14 protein-coding genes are annotated in these 17,045 nt (G+C 56.7%); 8 read left to right on the top strand and 6 right to left on the bottom strand.

Annotated features, from left to right (window positions below; genetic code table 11):
- Positions 1 to 29: 29 nt before the first annotated feature.
- The 7 genes from ASF29_RS22695 (at position 30) to ASF29_RS22725 (ending at position 6,399) form a co-directional block, all read left to right on the top strand.
- Complete coding sequence (locus ASF29_RS22695; protein ID WP_062453138.1) at positions 30 to 614, top strand: nicotinate-nucleotide adenylyltransferase; 585 nt, start codon at positions 30 to 32, stop codon at positions 612 to 614.
- Positions 615 to 663: 49 nt separating this feature from the next.
- On the top strand, positions 664 to 1,149 hold the full coding sequence (gene rsfS / locus ASF29_RS22700; protein ID WP_113086096.1) for a ribosome silencing factor: 486 nt from the start codon (positions 664 to 666) through the stop codon (positions 1,147 to 1,149).
- Positions 1,150 to 1,251: 102 nt separating this feature from the next.
- Positions 1,252 to 1,734 carry a 23S rRNA (pseudouridine(1915)-N(3))-methyltransferase RlmH gene (rlmH, locus tag ASF29_RS22705; protein WP_062452944.1) on the top strand — a complete coding sequence of 161 codons (483 nt, stop codon included), beginning with the start codon at positions 1,252 to 1,254 and terminating at the stop codon, positions 1,732 to 1,734.
- 127 nt (positions 1,735 to 1,861) lie between these two features.
- The gene (locus tag ASF29_RS22710; protein WP_062452945.1) at positions 1,862 to 3,268 is read left to right on the top strand and encodes a murein hydrolase activator EnvC; all 1,407 of its coding nucleotides are present in this window, start codon (positions 1,862 to 1,864) and stop codon (positions 3,266 to 3,268) included.
- The gene (locus tag ASF29_RS22715; protein WP_062452946.1) at positions 3,258 to 4,586 is read left to right on the top strand and encodes a S41 family peptidase; all 1,329 of its coding nucleotides are present in this window, start codon (positions 3,258 to 3,260) and stop codon (positions 4,584 to 4,586) included. Before ASF29_RS22710 ends, ASF29_RS22715 begins: the two co-directional genes overlap by 11 nt.
- Positions 4,587 to 4,652: 66 nt before the next feature.
- Positions 4,653 to 5,855, top strand: a complete 1,203-nt coding sequence (locus ASF29_RS22720; RefSeq protein ID WP_062452947.1) for a divergent polysaccharide deacetylase family protein — start codon at positions 4,653 to 4,655, stop codon at positions 5,853 to 5,855.
- Positions 5,856 to 5,886: 31 nt separating this feature from the next.
- Complete coding sequence (locus ASF29_RS22725) at positions 5,887 to 6,399, top strand: RNA pyrophosphohydrolase (protein WP_082453708.1); 513 nt, start codon at positions 5,887 to 5,889, stop codon at positions 6,397 to 6,399.
- Between the two features lie 47 nt (positions 6,400 to 6,446).
- On the opposite strand, the gene bfr is transcribed toward ASF29_RS22725, so the two are convergent.
- The 4 genes from bfr to ASF29_RS22745 all read right to left on the bottom strand — a co-directional run bounded on the left by bfr (position 6,447) and on the right by ASF29_RS22745 (position 9,499).
- On the bottom strand, positions 6,447 to 6,938 hold the full coding sequence (gene bfr / locus ASF29_RS22730) for a bacterioferritin (RefSeq protein ID WP_062452949.1): 492 nt from the start codon (positions 6,936 to 6,938) through the stop codon (positions 6,447 to 6,449).
- Positions 6,904 to 7,215, bottom strand: coding sequence for a (2Fe-2S)-binding protein (locus tag ASF29_RS25130; RefSeq protein ID WP_062452950.1), 312 nt, complete (start codon positions 7,213 to 7,215; stop codon positions 6,904 to 6,906). The genes bfr and ASF29_RS25130 overlap by 35 nt, the downstream gene beginning before the upstream one ends.
- A gap of 255 nt (positions 7,216 to 7,470) precedes the next feature.
- Positions 7,471 to 8,196, bottom strand: coding sequence for an acetoacetyl-CoA reductase (gene phbB, locus ASF29_RS22740; RefSeq protein ID WP_062452951.1), 726 nt, complete (start codon positions 8,194 to 8,196; stop codon positions 7,471 to 7,473).
- Positions 8,197 to 8,317: 121 nt separating this feature from the next.
- Positions 8,318 to 9,499, bottom strand: a complete 1,182-nt coding sequence (locus tag ASF29_RS22745; RefSeq protein ID WP_062452952.1) for an acetyl-CoA C-acetyltransferase — start codon at positions 9,497 to 9,499, stop codon at positions 8,318 to 8,320.
- Between the two features lie 226 nt (positions 9,500 to 9,725).
- Between ASF29_RS22745 and phaR the strand changes: the two genes are divergently transcribed.
- Positions 9,726 to 10,301 carry a polyhydroxyalkanoate synthesis repressor PhaR gene (gene phaR, locus ASF29_RS22750; protein ID WP_062452953.1) on the top strand — a complete coding sequence of 192 codons (576 nt, stop codon included), beginning with the start codon at positions 9,726 to 9,728 and terminating at the stop codon, positions 10,299 to 10,301.
- On the opposite strand, the gene ASF29_RS22755 is transcribed toward phaR, so the two are convergent.
- Both ASF29_RS22755 and ASF29_RS22760 read right to left on the bottom strand, forming a co-directional pair.
- Positions 10,292 to 11,677, bottom strand: coding sequence for an MFS transporter (locus ASF29_RS22755; protein ID WP_062452954.1), 1,386 nt, complete (start codon positions 11,675 to 11,677; stop codon positions 10,292 to 10,294). The two genes, phaR and ASF29_RS22755, sit on opposite strands and share 10 nt — an antisense overlap.
- Before the next feature lie 73 nt (positions 11,678 to 11,750).
- The gene (locus ASF29_RS22760) at positions 11,751 to 16,514 is read right to left on the bottom strand and encodes an NAD-glutamate dehydrogenase (RefSeq protein WP_062452955.1); all 4,764 of its coding nucleotides are present in this window, start codon (positions 16,512 to 16,514) and stop codon (positions 11,751 to 11,753) included.
- Positions 16,515 to 17,045 lie beyond the last annotated feature (531 nt).

Below are 17,045 nucleotides of genomic sequence, written 5' to 3' on the forward strand. Positions count from 1 at the left end.
ATACCGGTCTGAACAAGCACCACCTCACCATGCCGCATACGGAGCGCGGCATGGTCATCGGCCTGTTCGGCGGGTCGTTCAATCCACCCCATGCGGGCCATGCGCTGGTTGCCGAAATCGCACTGAGGCGTCTCGGCCTTGATCAGCTGTGGTGGATGGTCACACCCGGCAATCCCTTGAAAAACAAGGCAGAGCTTGCACCGCTGAAAACCCGCATCGAGGCCTGCGAAAAGCTGATGAGCGATCCGCGCGTCAAGGTCACGGCGTTCGAGCAATCGCTCGGCATCAGTTACACGGCCAATACGCTGGCGAAGATCAAGGCCAGAAATCCGCATGTGCATTTCATCTGGATCATGGGCGCGGATAATCTGCGCACATTCCATCGCTGGCAGAAATGGCGCAAGATCGCTGAAACCTTCCCGATTGCCGTCATCGACCGGCCCGGCGCGACCTTGGCCTACCTGTCCTCCACCATGGCGCAGGCTTTTAGCCATGCGCGGGTGGATGAGGACGATGCCGGTGTTTTGTGGACCAAGACCGCGCCCGCCTGGGTTTTCATCCACGGACCGCGCTCGACGCTCAGTTCCACGGCGCTGCGCAACGGTCATAGATAAAGTATGACGTGCGGATTGCGTCCCCACATCTTGAAAACTTAACGCTTTGATGCCAACTTTACTCTGTGGCGTGAAGAATCGCTGCACAGTATCTGGTTTGTCATTTCGGAAAGGGAAACCACTGACAACAGTACACACCAAGGGAAGAGCTTTCAGCGCTATCCCAAAGAGCATGGAGAGTGGCGTTGATGCTGCCCGTCGTGCCCTCGGAACCGTCCTCGCAAGCGTAGAGGACTCCAAAGCAGAAGACATCGTTTACCTGAACATTGCCGGAAAATCGGCGCTTGCGGACTACATGGTTGTAGTCTCCGGGCGATCCAACAGGCATGTCTCGGCCATTTGCGAGCATCTCATCTCCGATATGAAGGATGAGGGCTTCGGCCACTCCCGCGTCGAAGGCTTAGAAGCCGGTGACTGGGTGGTGATCGACGCAGGCGATGTCATCATCCATGTGTTCCGTCCCGAAGTCCGAGCGTTCTACAACATCGAAAAGATGTGGGCCGCCCCTGACATCGAGGAAGAAACGCTGCATTGATGCGGTATCAAGGCCGATGCGCCGCATCGGCCGCATAGAAATCCGCCGCCTGTCCTGATAGATACGCAAACGACTGAGTTTGCGATATGGATGGATGTGTGAATGCGGATTTCAATTTTTGCGGTGGGACGGCTTAAATCCGGCCCTGAAAAAGATCTTGCGTCGCGCTATCTGGACCGTTTCGCCAAAACGGGACCGGCCATCGGTCTCGAATTTTCCCGTGTCATAGAGGTGGCGGAAAGCCGCGCCTCCAACGCCGAAACGCGCAAGCGCGAAGAAGCTGCGATGCTCGAAAAACATCTAGCCGACGGCGCTGCCCTCATTTTACTCGACGAGCGCGGCAAGGCGCTCGACAGCCCGGCCTTTGCCGATCTGTTCGGCAATATGCGCGACAGCGGCAAGCGCGATCTGGTGATCGCCATCGGCGGCGCGGATGGGCTTGACCCTTCACTTTACGACAAGGCCTCCGCCACCCTGTGTCTCGGCAAACTCACATGGCCGCACCAACTCGTGCGAATCTTGATTGCGGAACAGCTTTATCGTGCGGTGACGATCCTATCCGGCCATCCCTATCACCGCGTTTAAAGTTTCCCGAAGCCGTATCTCGCCACAAATCCGGCCATCATATTGCCTAGTCCGAGGACGACCCTCTTGGCGCGACGCGCCGAAGCAGCGTATGGTCGCCAATCTTTTCGACGGTTAGACATATTCCATGGCAGATGCACCCCGCAGACACAGGTGGACGACCCTTTCGGGCGCGATCCTTGCTGCCTGCATGGTCGCCTCCTATCCGGCTCTTCGCGCATGGGCTCAGGAAGACGTTGCGCCAGCCACGACAGAGGGTGCGGCCCAACAGCCAAACGATCTCGATGCGCTCGAAAAACGCCGCGACCAGAACCGGGAGGATTTGCAGGAACTGGTCGATAGTATCGGCCTGTCCGAAGACAAATCCCGTCAGCTGCAAGACAGTATTGCAGCGCTCAATCAGGATACGGCCCGCATCAAGGACGAGCTGATCGCTTCGGCCGCACGCCGCAAGGATCTGGAAGACAAGATCAGCGATGGCGAAGATCGCCTTGCCAAGCTCGGTATTCGCGAAGATGAGGTCAAGGCGTCTCTGCAAGAACGGCGCGACGTGCTGGCAGAGGTGTTGGCCGCGCTGCAACGCATGGGCCGCAATCCGCCCCCCGCCCTTCTCGTTTCGCCGGAAGATGCGCTGGCATCCGTCCGCAGCGCCATCCTGCTCGGCGCCGTCGTTCCGGGCATTCGCTCGGAGACGGACAAGCTGGTTTCCGCTCTCAAAGAGTTGACCGACCTGCGCCAGGCCATCGCGGGCGAAAAACAACAGCTGACCGGCACAATGACGGCGAGCCTCGAAGAAGAAAAGCGGCTCGATCTTCTGCGGCTCGAAAACGAGAAACGCAACACGCAAACGGCGAGCGATCTGGAGGCAGAACGCAAGCGTTCTGAAGAACTTGCAAGCAAGGCAACCAGTCTCGAAGGGCTGGTTTCATCGCTTGAAAGCGAGATTTCCTCGGTGCGGGAAGCCAAAGAAAAAGAGCGTCTGGAGCAGGAAAGACTGGCCGCTTTATCGCAGTCCGAACGGGACAAGGTGCAGGCCGAAACCGACGCCGGAATGCCCGATAAAAACCGCATTGCGCCCGCATATCCGTTTTCGAGTCTGAAGGGCAAGCTGGCCATGCCGGTCTCTGGCGATGTGCTGCGAAAGTTCGGTGATGCCGACGGAACCGGGCATTTTTCCAAGGGAATCGTCGTTGCAACCGGCCCCGAGGCACTGGTGACTGCGCCTGCTGATGGGTTCGTCGTTTTCGCCGGGGAATTTCGCAGTTATGGCCGCATGATTATTCTCAATGCCGGTGACGGTTATCATCTGGTGCTGACAGGCATGGACAATGTGAGGACAAGGCAGGGCATGTTTGTGTTCGCTGGCGAACCCATTGCCTCCATGGGCGCAAAAAGAGTGGCGAGTGCCGCTGCATTGGCGCTGGAAACTGACAGGCCGACACTTTACATTGAATTCAGGAAAGACGGCGTACCAGTTGATTCTCAACCATGGTGGACCGTAAAAAATACCGGAAGGGCGCGCAATGATTCGTAAGGCTTCACTTCTCCTCATTGGTGGACTTATGGGTGCCACAGCGATGAGCGTTATCTACTCGGCAAGCATGCCGGCACAGGCTGCCGGTCCTTCGACGTATAAGGAGCTGTCGATTTTTGGTGACGTCTTCGAGCGTGTGCGTGCCCAATATGTGACGCCCCCCGATGACAAGAAGCTGGTCGAAAATGCCATCAACGGCATGTTGAGCTCGCTCGATCCGCATTCGAGCTTCCTGAACGCCCAGGACGCCAACGACATGCGTTCGCAGACCAAGGGTGAATTCGGCGGTCTCGGCATCGAAGTGACGATGGAAAACGAGCTGGTCAAGGTGATCTCCCCAATGGACGATACGCCAGCAGCCAAGGCCGGCATTCTTGCCGGCGACTTCATCTCCGAAATCGATGGCCAGCCGGTGCGCGGCCTGAAGCTGGAAGATGCCGTCGAAAAGATGCGCGGTGCGGTCAAGACGCCGATCAAGCTGACGATCATCCGCCAGGGTGCCGACAAGCCGCTCGACATCACCGTCATGCGTGAGATCATTGCCGTACGTGCCGTCAAGTCGCGCGTCGAAGGCGGCGATGTCGGTTATCTGCGTGTCATCTCCTTCACCGAAAAGACCTATGACGATCTCGAAAAGGCGATCAAGAAGATCAAGGAAGACGTTCCAGCCGACAAGCTGAAGGGCTACGTCCTCGATCTGCGCCTCAATCCGGGCGGTCTTCTCGATCAGGCCATCAACGTCTCCGACGCCTTCCTCGAACGCGGCGAGGTCGTTTCGACCCGCGGTCGTAACCCCGAGGAAACCCGCCGCTTCAACGCAACGGCTGGCGATCTGACCGATGGCAAGCCCGTGATCGTTCTCGTTAACGGTGGTTCGGCTTCCGCGTCTGAAATCGTGGCCGGTGCGCTTCAGGATCTTCGTCGTGCAACGGTTCTGGGAACCCGTTCCTTCGGCAAGGGCTCCGTCCAGACGATCATTCCGCTGGGTGATACCGGTGCGCTTCGCCTGACGACGGCGCTCTATTACACGCCATCGGGCAAGTCCATTCAGGGCACGGGCATCACGCCTGACATCAAGGTCGACCAGCCACTGCCGGAAGAGCTTCAGGGACGCGTGCGTGCCGAAGGCGAATCCAGCCTGCGTGGCCACATTCAGGGCCAGAGCGAGACGGAAGAAGGTTCGGGCTCTGCAGCCTATGTGCCGCCGGAAGCCAAGGACGATATCCAGCTCAACTACGCGCTGGACCTGTTCCACGGCACCAAGACGGATCCGTCCTTCCCGCCAAACCCTGAAAAGGCTGTCGTCAACAAGCAGTAAGATGAGGGCGCATCGGCTCAAGCCGGTGCTCTTTCTCTCCGCTCGCAGTCAGTCACGGATAGTTCATTGCCTTCAGACCTGCGCAAACCGCTCATGGGTCGACAGAGAAAAAAAAGCGCCGGCTCGTTCCGGCGCTTTTCTGCGCTTGCGGCTCTGGCCGTTGTTGTCATCGGAGGCATTGGCGGCCTTTCGATCTATACCGCTCTGTCTCCCGGCAATCTGGAAAAGAACTCCACCGCTCCTGATGTCGTTGTGAACGACACGGCGACAACCCCGGACGAGACTGCAAAAGCAGAGACCAGCGCCGAAAATGGCGGTGCATTCTCGCCGCAGAGCGGTCGCTCTGGCGCCAATGTACAAAGAAACACCATGCCGGATGGCAATGTCGTTTCGGTCTTCTCACCGCGCACACGCGATGCCGATGGCCCGGTGCTGATGAGTGGCCAGACCTACGGGCAGGACATCCGCATCGCCGCGCAACCCAATGAGGATTTGCTGGAAGATTCCGCCTTTGGCAGGTTGCCGAAAGTCAGCGCCGATGGTCTGCGCCCGATGGAGCAATATGCCCGACCGTGGTCGGGCGCCAGAGGTACACGCATCGCCATCATCGTCGGCGGGTTGGGGCTCAGCCAGACCGGAACGCAAAAGGCCATCCGCGATCTGCCGCCCGAAGTCACACTCGGCTTTGCCGCCAGCGGCAACAGTCTACAACGCTGGATGCAGGAAAGCCGCCGCAAGGGCCACGAAATCTTGCTTCAGGTTCCATTCGAACCCTTCGGTTATCCCGGCACCAATCCAGGGCCAGACACGCTGCTGGCATCCGATCCCGCCAAGCTCAATCTGGAACGTCTGCACCGCTCCATGGCGAAGATCACCAATTACACCGGCATCATGAACTATCTCGGCGGGCGCTTTATGGCCGAAGACAAGGCGCTGGAGCCGGTCATGCGCGATATCGGCGCGCGTGGCCTGCTTTTCTTGGACGATGGCTCATCGGCCCAGTCGAAAAGCGGGCCCATCGCCAAGGCGCTCTCGGCACCGGCAGGCTTTGCCGATCTGCAGCTGGATGATCAGGTCAATGAAAACGCCATTCTGCGCAAGCTGGACGATCTGGAGCGTATCGCACGACGTAACGGCTCCGCAATCGGCGTCGCCTCCGCCTTCGATGAGAGCATCGGCGCAATTTCCAAATGGTCTGTTGAAGCAGCAGGCCGCGGCATCGAGATCGTTGGCGTTTCCGCGCTTGTCTCGGAGCAGGCCGCGCAGTAAGCCATTCACCTGTTCAATGAAGAGGTTCGAGATGACGATCAAGGCAGACGATCTTCCCTATCGCCCCTGCGTGGGAATCATGGTTCTGAACGCAGAGGGGCTCGTCTGGGCCGGTCGGCGTATTTCGGCTGAGAACTCGGAATTCGATGGCTCTCCGCAGCTATGGCAAATGCCACAAGGCGGCATAGACAAGGGCGAAAACCCGCTTCCCGCCGCTCTTCGTGAGCTTTACGAGGAAACGGGCATGAAGACGGTCACGCTTCTGGCGGAAGCGCCTGATTGGATCAATTACGACCTGCCGCCACAACTGATCGGCATCGGCCTGCGCGGAAAATATCGCGGCCAGACCCAACGCTGGTTTGCCTTCCGCTTCGAAGGCGACGAAAGCGAAATCCAGATCAACCCACCGCCGGGAAGCCACACGGCGGAATTCGATGACTGGGGTTGGAAACCCATGGAAAGCCTGCCGGACCTGATCGTGCCGTTCAAGCGCGGCGTTTACGAAAAGGTCGTCGCAGAGTTTAGACACCTCTCGGACAAATAAACAAAAAAGGCGGCCCGAGAGCCGCCTTTTTCAATAGAATGATCGTCTTATTCGGATTCGGCAGCGTCGGCAGAATCTGCGTTGAGCTGGCCGTACTTGGCCTCACCGATCTTGTTGAGAAGATCGAGCTGGGTTTCGAGGAAGTCGATGTGACCTTCTTCATCGATAAGCAGGGTTTCGAACAGCTTCATCGAAACATAGTCACCCGCATCATGACAGATGTCGCGCGACTTCTTGTAAGCCGTGCGGGCGTCGTATTCGCCAGCGAGGTCGGCTTCCAGAACTTCCTTGACGTTCTGACCGATACGCAGCGGCGCAACGGTCTGAAGGTTCGGGTGGCCTTCGAGGAAGATGATACGGTCGATGATCTTGTCGGCGTGCTGCATCTCTTCGATGGATTCGGCACGCTCTTTCTTGGCGAGCTTCGTGTAGCCCCAGTCGTTCAGCAGTCTGTAATGCAGCCAATACTGGTTGACCGCACCGAGTTCGAGGAACAATGCCTCATTAAGCTGCTCGATGACTCTTGTGTCGCCTTTCAATGTCCGCTCTCCTGTTGTCTTCATGCAATTGTCTCAGGCGGGACATAAAATCAAAAACGTCGGCCTCCGTCGAGTGGCGACGGGCATGATATTCTTCGGTTGTCTTGATAATCAGTTCGACGACGGTCGGAAAGCAGCCACAGCAACGGCCACGCTTTGCCATCGCGTGATACACTTTCGCCGGCACGATCAACTGCCAACAGTCCTCATCGAGCATCTCGTTGATGACGTCGCGGATATCGTTATCAGTGATGTAATTGCAGCTGCAAACGAGCATGGATCATTGCCTGTGTGACGCAACACTTTGTTTTCATTCTTAAACCAAAACAGGACCGTTGGTGTCAAGTAAAACCTCTAATATTAAGATATCGAGCATATTAGACTCACTCTAAACTAAACGAAAATCCTCTTATTTTCATAAAGTTAGCAGGCTCTTACATGAGAAAGCATGAAGTCAACTTTTGTTGAGAGACTGTTTGAGTGGAATTCAAATCACGGAAATTTTACTGGGGATAAGGTTTTCTCTGACACCTTAGACGAAATACTGCCCACCATTCGCCGTCACCGTTGACCCCGTGATAAAACCTGCATCATCTGATGCCAGAAACAGGACGCAGCGGGCAATTTCTTCTGGCTCTCCCAGACGCCCTACTGGAATTTGCGGTAAAATACGCTCGTTCAGTATGTTTTCAGGGATAGCACGCACCATTTCCGTACCGATGTAACCGGGGCAGATGGCGTTGACGGTGATGTTTCGTGACGCCCCTTCCTGAGCAAGAGCCTTGGTCAGGCCGATATCTCCAGCCTTGGCGGCGGAATAATTGGCCTGCCCTGCCTGGCCCTTTTGGCCGTTGATGGACGAAATGTTGATGATGCGCCCGAAGCCGCGCTCGCGCATTCCGGGCCAGACAGGATGCGTCATGTTGAATGCCCCGGTCAGATTGGTATCGATGACATCGCGCCATTGCTGCGGTGTGATCTTGTGAAACATGGCATCACGGGTAATACCCGCGTTGTTGACCAGAATTTCAACGGGGCCGAGGTCGCTTTCGATTTCTGCGATGCCAGCCACGCAGGCGTCGTAATCGCGAATATCCCAGCAATAGGCGGGAATGCCGGTCTCGCGGCGAAAATGCTCGGCGCGATCTTCGGTGAATGCATAATTGACAGCGACTTTGTAGCCTGCGGCTTGAAATGCCTTTGCGATGGCCGCGCCTATACCGCTTGTTCCACCCGTTACCAATGCCACCCGGTTCATTTCAAGCCCCCTGTTGTTAAGTCTACCGACCTCAGCGCGTCGCATATCGAAGATGTAGTCCCCTGCGCCAAGGAGACCGCTAACAAGAAGGCCAAAGTGGCATTTCGATGATCGAAGACCGTCACATGCCTTCAATACACATGGCGACACCCATGCCGCCGCCGATGCAAAGCGTGACCAGCCCCTTTTTCGCGCTCCGGCGTTTCATTTCGAACAGAAGCGTGTTCAAAACGCGGGCACCCGATGCACCGATAGGGTGACCGATCGCTATTGCGCCGCCATTGACGTTGACGATGTCAGGATCGAGCCCAAGCTCACGCACCACCGTGCAGGATTGCGCGGCAAAGGCTTCATTCGCCTCCACAAGGTCAAGGTCGGACACGGCCCAGCCGGCTTTCGACAACGCCTTGCGCGACGCAGGGATGGGACCGGTGCCCATGATTTGCGGATCGACGCCTGCCGTTGCCCAGGATGCGATTCGCCCCAGAGGTTGAAGACCGCGCCGGTCTGCCTCCGCTTCGCTCATCAAAAGTACCGCGGCCGCACCATCATTGAGTCCCGAGGCATTGCCCGCGGTGACGGTTCCGTTCTTGTCAAAGGCGGGGCGCAGTTTTGAAAGCATGTCGAGCGAGACACCGGCACGGATATATTCATCCTTATCGAGGCTGACGTCGCCCTTACGGCCCTTGATGGTGAAGGGTACGATCTCGTTGACAAACCGCCCGCCACTCTGTGCGGACTCCGCCCTGTTTTGCGACGTTACCGCGAACTGATCCTGCTCTTCTCTGGAAAGCTGCCACTTGCTTACGATGTTTTCTGCCGTAATGCCCATGTGATAGCCATAAAAGGCGTCCGTCAGACCGTCCTTTAACATGGTGTCGGTCATCGTGAAATCACCCATTTTCACGCCACCGCGCAGATGCGCGCAATGCGGCGCCATCGACATGGATTCCTGACCACCGGCGACGATGATGGAAGCATCGCCGGTAGCAATCTGCTGCATGCCGAGAGCGATTGCGCGCAAGCCAGAGCCACACAACTGGTTGATACCGAAAGCAGTCGCTTCCTGCGGTATACCCGCCTGCATTGCGGCTTGTCTCGCCGGATTCTGACCAGCGCCCGCCGTCAATATCTGGCCCAGAATAACCTCATCGACCTCGTTTGATTGGATGCCAGACCGGTCGAGCACAGCCGTGATGGCAGCGGCACCCAGTTCATGCGCGGGAGTGTTGGCAAAACTCCCATTGAAAGAACCGACTGCCGTGCGTGCTGCACTGACAATAACGATAGACGTCGACGCCATTCCATATCTCCCATTTTGCAACGCGAGATTGGCAAAGCTTCGAGACCGAGTCAAACCGTCCCATGCCACCATCGCAGCTGCGTTCATCGTAAAATGCTGCGCAAAAAATTGACTGTTGCAACGCACAAAACGTTTGTCAGCACGCCTGATTTCAGCATAATCTTAAAAACGGGAAGAGCAAAAACACCTGATAAAAAGAATATACCGGCGTCGCGAGGAGGCGAGCATGGCAAAACATACTGGCGAGACCATCATCAAAAAATACGCCAACCGGCGGCTGTATAACACCGGCACCAGCACTTACGTGACGCTGGAGGACTTGGCGAAAATGGTTAAGCGTGGGGAAGAGTTCAAGGTTCAGGATGCCAAGACGTCCGAAGATATCACGCACGCCGTTCTGACACAGATTATCGTGGAGCAGGAAGCGAAGACCGGCAACACACTTTTACCGACAGCTTTCCTGCGGCAGCTGATTTCCTATTATGGCGATCAAATGCAAATGGTCGTGCCGACGTTTCTCGAACACTCGATGAAAACCTTTTCCGAACAACAGAACCAGATGCAGGAGCAGATGGCAAAAGCCTTTGGCGACACCTCCGCATCCAAAAGCTTCGCCACGCCTTTCGGCTTCATGGAAGAACAGGTGAAGCGCAATACCGAACTCTTTCGTCAGGCCATGCAGGTCTTCACGCCCTTCCCCGTACCACCGGCACCGAAGGAAACCAAGAAGCCGGACGCGTCCGAACTTGACGATTTGAAGGCACAGCTTCGCACACTGCAAACCAAACTCGATCAGCTCTGACGCGCTTCTGCCCGCTCGGATACTTGCAGCAACAGAATAAAACCCACACCCAGGAAAATGGTCAGCATCGCCATGCCCATATGGGCTGATCCCGTCATGGCGGTGACGACGGAAAAGGAAAGTGTTGCCATGAAACTCGTGGCGCGGCCAGACAGCGCATAGATTCCAAAATAGCGCCCAGCCTCAGCGACGGTGACATTCCGGGCGAGATAAGACCGGGATGACGCCTGGACCGGGCCAAAGGCGATACCAATCAACATGCCATATAAGAGATAGGCTTTTTCCGCACCCGTGGAAAACAATCCCTCATGGGTGCCGGTGGGTAGCGGAATGAGACCGAACAAGGTCGAATCTGTCTGCGTCGACACGATACCGATCGTTGCGCAAAGAAGGAGAGCAAGACTGATCAGGACAGTCGTTTTCGAGCCCAGTCGCTGGTCGACCCGACCGGCGGCAAGGCAACTTCCTATGGCGACGATATTGAGGATGATGCCATAGATGCCGATTTCCATAGTTCCCCAACCGAACAGCCCCGCCGCGAACGCGCCGCCGAGGATCAGAACACCGTTCACCCCATCCTGATACAGCATCCGGGCAATCAGGAACCGTGCGATCATCGGGCGCTGTCGAAGCTCGCCTATCGTTGCCTTCAGCTCCGTCAAACCGGAATGAACCGCCTTGGCAAGCGGCAACCCTTTTTTGACATCAGGCGTAAAGAAAAACATCGGCAGGATGAAAACCAGATACCACAGCGCCGCAATCGGTCCGGTTATACGGGCATCTTCTCCGGTTACCGGGTCGAGACCGAACAAAGGCGGAATGCCTATGATGGTGACGCCCGTGCTGGGAGAGGCCGCCAGAAACAGCACCACGAAAATGAGAACCACCATGCCGCCGAGATAACCCAGCCCCCAGGCCGTATTGGAGATCCTGCCGACATTTTCAGGCGTCGTCAGTCTGGGCATCATGGAATCGTTGAAGACGATCGAAAACTCTGCCGCGATCGACGCGAGGATCATGAAGGTGACGGGCCAGATGATTGCTGAACCCGGCGCTGCAAACCACAACATCGCCAGACTTGTGATCTTGAAAGCCGCGAAGAAGGCTATCCAGGGCTTTCTTGACCCGGATTGATCGGCAATGGACCCGAGGATGGGTGAGAAAATGGCGATGACGACAGAGGATATGGTCGCCATGTTGCTCCACGTCGTCTGAGCGGCGATCGGATCAGACGTCAGCCTGGCAACGAAGTAGGGGCCGAAAATAAAGGTCGTCACCACCGTAAAGAACGGTTGCGCCGCCCAGTCGAACAGCATCCAGCCCCAGATGCCGCGCTTGGTCACCGCAGGTGCGGTCGGAAGGGAAGGTGAGGCCATGGTTGCCCTTTCGGCCGCGGTCGTGAATCGATGGAAACTGCCCGGCGCACTGCCGGGCAGTTGACGCCCGATGTCAGACGTTTCGAGCCTGGACTATATCCGAAAGCAATCCGGCAGCAACCGTTAGCCGTGCAAGGTTCGTCTCGCCGCTGTCGCTCAATGCCGCCAGCTCCGAGACGATACGGTTGACCCGTACCCGGTCCGCCGCATACCAGGCCTGAACCGGATTTTTCTCCTTCGAATATTCGGTCAGGGCAGAGACGACGATCCGTCGACGCGAAGACGAGATTTGATCCTGGCTGCGCAGCAGCGCAAGGCTCTCGTAATGGTCGGCAGGGGTGACGCGCTGACCCGCCTCGAGCAGTCGTGCGACGCGGAATGTGGTCGAAACTGCTCCGTAACTGTCGGCGGCGCGCGCCAGCGTGGTATTCGCCTGTTCGGCTATCAACATGATCTCCGGTACGTAAACGAGCAGGGACAAGGTCTCCAGTTCGCGCACCAGCTCAGGCGCCACACCATCGATCTCGGTAAAGCCGACCTCTTCCTTGTATTTCACGGCACCCGGCGAAAGCGACTTGATCGCTGCCTTCAACCGTTCGATCTCGTCCGTCATTGTTGCGGATGCAGCGCTGGCTGTCTGAAGGTAAAGACGCGTCGCATCCGTGTAGATGCGTGCCACCATCGCGTAGAGGCCATTCTGAACGTCACCGGAAATGCTCCCATCCAGCCTGTCGATTTCGCTCCACAGCCGTTTCAGGCCCAGACCATCTTCGACGATCATGGCCGCCTTGACGACCGCCGGTGCCAGCATGCCGCTGGCATCAGCCAGCTTTTGGACGAAGCCTGGCCCACCCCGATTGACGACTTGGTTGGCAAGCGACGTCGCGACGATTTCGCGGTGGAGGCGATGGCTTGTGATATCGCCTGCATAGGTTTTCTGCATCTTGCTCGGGAAGTAGTCCGTCAGGAGGTGCTGGAGATAGGGCTCGTCAGGCAACGAGCTGGCCACAAGCGTATCGAACAGCGTCAGCTTGGCATAAGACAGCAAGACGCCGATTTCGGGTCTGGTCAGTGGTTTCGCAGCCGCATAGCGTTCTGCGAACTCGGCATCGTTGGGCAACGTTTCCACTTTACGGTTCAGCTGCCCGGCGGCCTCCAGAGCCGCCATCAGGCGACCGAGCTCTTCGCGATTTTCGATGCCACGCCGCTCCGTGAGCGATATCGCCAGCGACTGGAGATAGTTGTTGCGCAGCACGAGTTGCGCGACCTCGGACGTCATCGAGGCAAGAAGCTGGTTCCGCTTGGGCAAGGTCAGCCGACCGTCATTAACAGGGGATGCCAGGGCAATCTTGATGTTGACTTCCACGTCGGACGAATTGACGCCAGCCGAGTTGTCGATTGCGTCCGAGTTGCACCGTCCCCCTGCAAGCGCATAGGCAATGCGCGCCTTCTGCGTAATACCCAGATTGGCACCTTCACCGATGACCTTGGCGCGAACTTCGGTCGCATTGATGCGGATCGGATCGTTGGCGCGGTCACCGACCTCCGCATTTGTCTCAACGGCAGCCTTCACATAGGTACCGATGCCGCCAAACCAGAGAAGATCGACAGGGGCCTTCAAAATCGCCGTCATGATCTCGAACGGTGTGGCTACGGACTTGTCGAGACCAATGGCGGCAACCGCCTCAGGTGTCAGTGCCACTGATTTCTCAGATCTCGAAATGATCATGGCACCTTGCGAAAGTGCTGCGCGATCGTAATCCTGCCAGCTGGAGCGGGGAAGATCGAACAAACGCTTCCGCTCAGCAAAAGACTTGGCGGTATCGGGCGTCGGATCGATGACGATATCGCGGTGATCGAAGGCCGCAATCAGTTCGATCTTTTCCGACAACAGCATGCCGTTGCCGAAGACGTCACCCGACATATCGCCCACCCCGACGACCTTGAACGGCGTCGTCTGGATATCCGTATCCATCTCACGGAAATGCCGCTTGACGGTTTCCCACGCGCCGCGCGCGGTGATGCCCATTTTCTTGTGATCGTATCCGGCAGAGCCACCGGAGGCAAATGCATCGTCCAGCCAGAACCCTGCTTCGCGCGCCAGCGCATTGGCAGTATCCGAAAATGTCGCCGTGCCCTTGTCCGCAGCAACAACGAAATAAGGGTCATCCCCATCCAGTCGCAACGTGTCGGCAGGCGGCACGATGTCATCGCCGACAATGTTGTCGGTTATCGACAGCAATGTGCGGATATAGGTCTGATACGCGTCCTTACCCGCTGAAAAAATCTCGTCGCGATTGCCACCGACGGGCAGGTTCTTGGGAAAGAACCCACCCTTTGCGCCAACCGGCACGATAACAGCGTTCTTGACCTGTTGGGCCTTCACCAGACCCAGCACTTCGGTACGATAGTCCTGACCACGGTCCGACCAGCGGAGACCACCGCGGGCAACCTTGCCGAAGCGCAGATGCACCCCTTCGACTTCCGTTCCGTACACGAAGATTTCCCGGAAAGGACGGGGATCGGGAAGTCCATCCAGAAGTTTCGGATCAAACTTGAAGGCCAGCATCGGCTTGGGCGATCCATCCTCATTGCGCTGGAAGTAATTGGTGCGAAGCGTCGAATCCACCGCGTTGACATAGCGGCGAAGTGTGCGGTCCTCATCAAGGTTGGGAACACCTGACAAGGCTGCCTCGATGGCCTTGTGAACATCGGAAAGTTTGCGCAGACGCGGCTTGTCACCCAGCTTTGGATCGAAGCCATGGGAAAAGAGCTCGAAAATCCTGACGGCAATGGCGGGATATTTGAACAGTGTTTCGGAAATATGCTCCTGCGAATAGACGATACCGGTTTGACGGAGATAGCGTGCATAAGCGCGCAATACCGAGACTTCCCGCACGTTCAGCCCTGCGGTGAGAACAAGACGGTTGAAATTGTCATTGTCGACGCGCCCGTCGAAGGCAGCCAGAAACGCTTCCTCCAGTCGTGACCCATAGACGGAAAGATCAAGCTTTACGCCCTGCTGAACCCTCAATTCCATATCGTGCAGCACGATGGTGCGGGTGTCGTTACCGGACACAACACCGACATCAAAGGTGCGTTCGCTGATCACGCTGAAGCCGAGATTTTCCAGCAGTGGCACGCGGCGGGACAATGGCAGATGACCATCCCGGTGGAAAATCTTCAAACTCAGGACATCGTTCGCCTGATCGTCGCGCCTGTAAAACTCGATGCGAACGGGTTCACCGCCAGCGGTGGCGGTGATGTCGGCCATATCGCCGATCGCCTCATCAGGGGTGAAAGCTTCCTGATAGGCCTGATCGACATCCAGCACCGGCGCACCTGATGGAGACAGCGCTACGAAATGATCGATCCAGCGCGCAGCGATATCGCCAACCGCGTCCTCGAGCTTTTCCTGAGCCACACGCGGTGTCTTGTCATTGGTCCTGCCCACAATGAAATGGACGCGCGCCACCGCTCCTTCCGGGAAGGCAGGGTAGTAGGCGGAAATATGTCCGTCATATACCTGCGCGAGGTACTCGCCGATCTTCTCGCGCACATAGGAATTATACTCCTCGCGCGGAACGAAGATGATGACCGATACGAAACGATCGAAACGGTCGATACGTGGCAGGACGCGCACGCGAGGGCGATCGCTCAGCTCCATGATCTGCTCGATGAAACGGATCAGAAGATCTGCGTCGATCTGGAAGAGATCGTCGCGCGGGTAGGCTTCCAGTGTGTTGTGCAGGATGCGGCCAGAATGGCTGTTCGGGTCAAAGCCGAAATGATGCTCGACATCAGCGACCTTGGCGCGCAGCAATGGAATATGCCTCACGGAATGCGTATAGGCCGTGGCCGTAAACAGGCCGACGATGCGCAGCTCTCCCACCACGTTGCCATCGGCGTCGAAACGCTTGATGCCGATATAATCCATGTAGGCCCGGCGGTGGACGATGGATTTGACATTGGCCTTGGTGACGATGAGAAAATCGGGACCATCGAGAAAGGCCAGAATTTCCGGCGTGGTCGTGACGGCATCCTTGCCAAGCCGCAGGACACGCACATTCGGGTCGGTCAGGGTACCAAGTCCGCTGCCTTCACCACGCTCGACCCTGGCGTTTTTGCCCTTGCCGGAATAGCTGTAGTCGCGCATGCCAAGGAAAGTGAAATTATCGTTGCGCAGCCACTCCAGGAAAGCGACCGCCTCGCTGCGTTCCGACTTGCGCCGGCTGGAGCCGCGTGCCTTCAGCTCCTCGAGCGCCTCATCCAGTTTGGCCAGCATCGGCTTCCAGTCGCTGTAGGCCGACTGGACCTGCGACAAAACGAAGCGTATTTTTTCTTCCAGAACCTCGGCGGATTGCGCGGTCACAGGGGCGATGTGCAATTGGATAACACTGATATTGTCTTCAGGCGCGTCCGTTTCCGGGTCGGCCAGACGGTAGCCGCCTGAAACGGAAGCGTCTGAAACCAGGATCGGATGGACCGCCAGATACAGATTGCGATAGCCGCTGGTCACTTCTCCCATCACCGAGTCGTACAGGAACGGCATATTGCGCCCGATGACCGTAAGAACAGACACAGGAATATCCCGCGGCGCAACATCGTCTAATTGCGTGATGCCAATATAGGGCTTATCTTTTTTCCAGCGTTTGAGTTCTTCCGCTGTGTGATGGGCAGCGGCTGCAAGCATTTCTGGAGAGTAATATTGAATATCATCTCCGCTCGCTCGGCCAAAGACGATAAAAGGATCGAGGAAGGGCTTTCCGGATGCTTCTGCCAGTTTTCTGGATTTTTCGAGTTGTTTGTCGCGTTTTGGATTGTTCCGATAGCCCATTTTGCCTTTTTCCTCTCAAAGAATGAGGGTTTATGAATGAAAGTCGAAATTTTGCGTCGTTTTCATCAAATTCGAATCGGATATTGGCGCGGAATTATGAATAGTTTAAGTGGCCATCTATGCTTTAACCGACATCTGCAACATTTATTCGATTGAAATCTGCTGGTGTCGCGTTCAAAACAAATTGGAAAGTATCAATTGCGCCATTCCCGTTAATGAGCGAGCGACCCTATTGTGACGCTATAGTCACGATTGAAGCAAATTATTGATTTCCACGTATTTTTGTGGTACACCTTAGAAACTGATCCACAGCGTGGCATTTGCGTGCCCAAAAACACCACGAAAGCAACTCATCACTTGCACGCGGTTTCCGTGACATATCGAACGTTTGTGTTGTCGACCTGCCGGTTGCAAGGTGATTTATTTTTGAGCGCACGTCTGTACCAGTACGAAGTCACCTGACGGTTTCCCCCGTCTCATCCGGGCCTGACCGACCCGACCCCCGGAAATCCCGGGTGTATGTAACAGGGA

The organism is Rhizobium sp. Leaf262 (genome assembly GCF_001422245.1).
In the GTDB taxonomy this organism is placed as follows: domain Bacteria; phylum Pseudomonadota; class Alphaproteobacteria; order Rhizobiales; family Rhizobiaceae; genus Agrobacterium.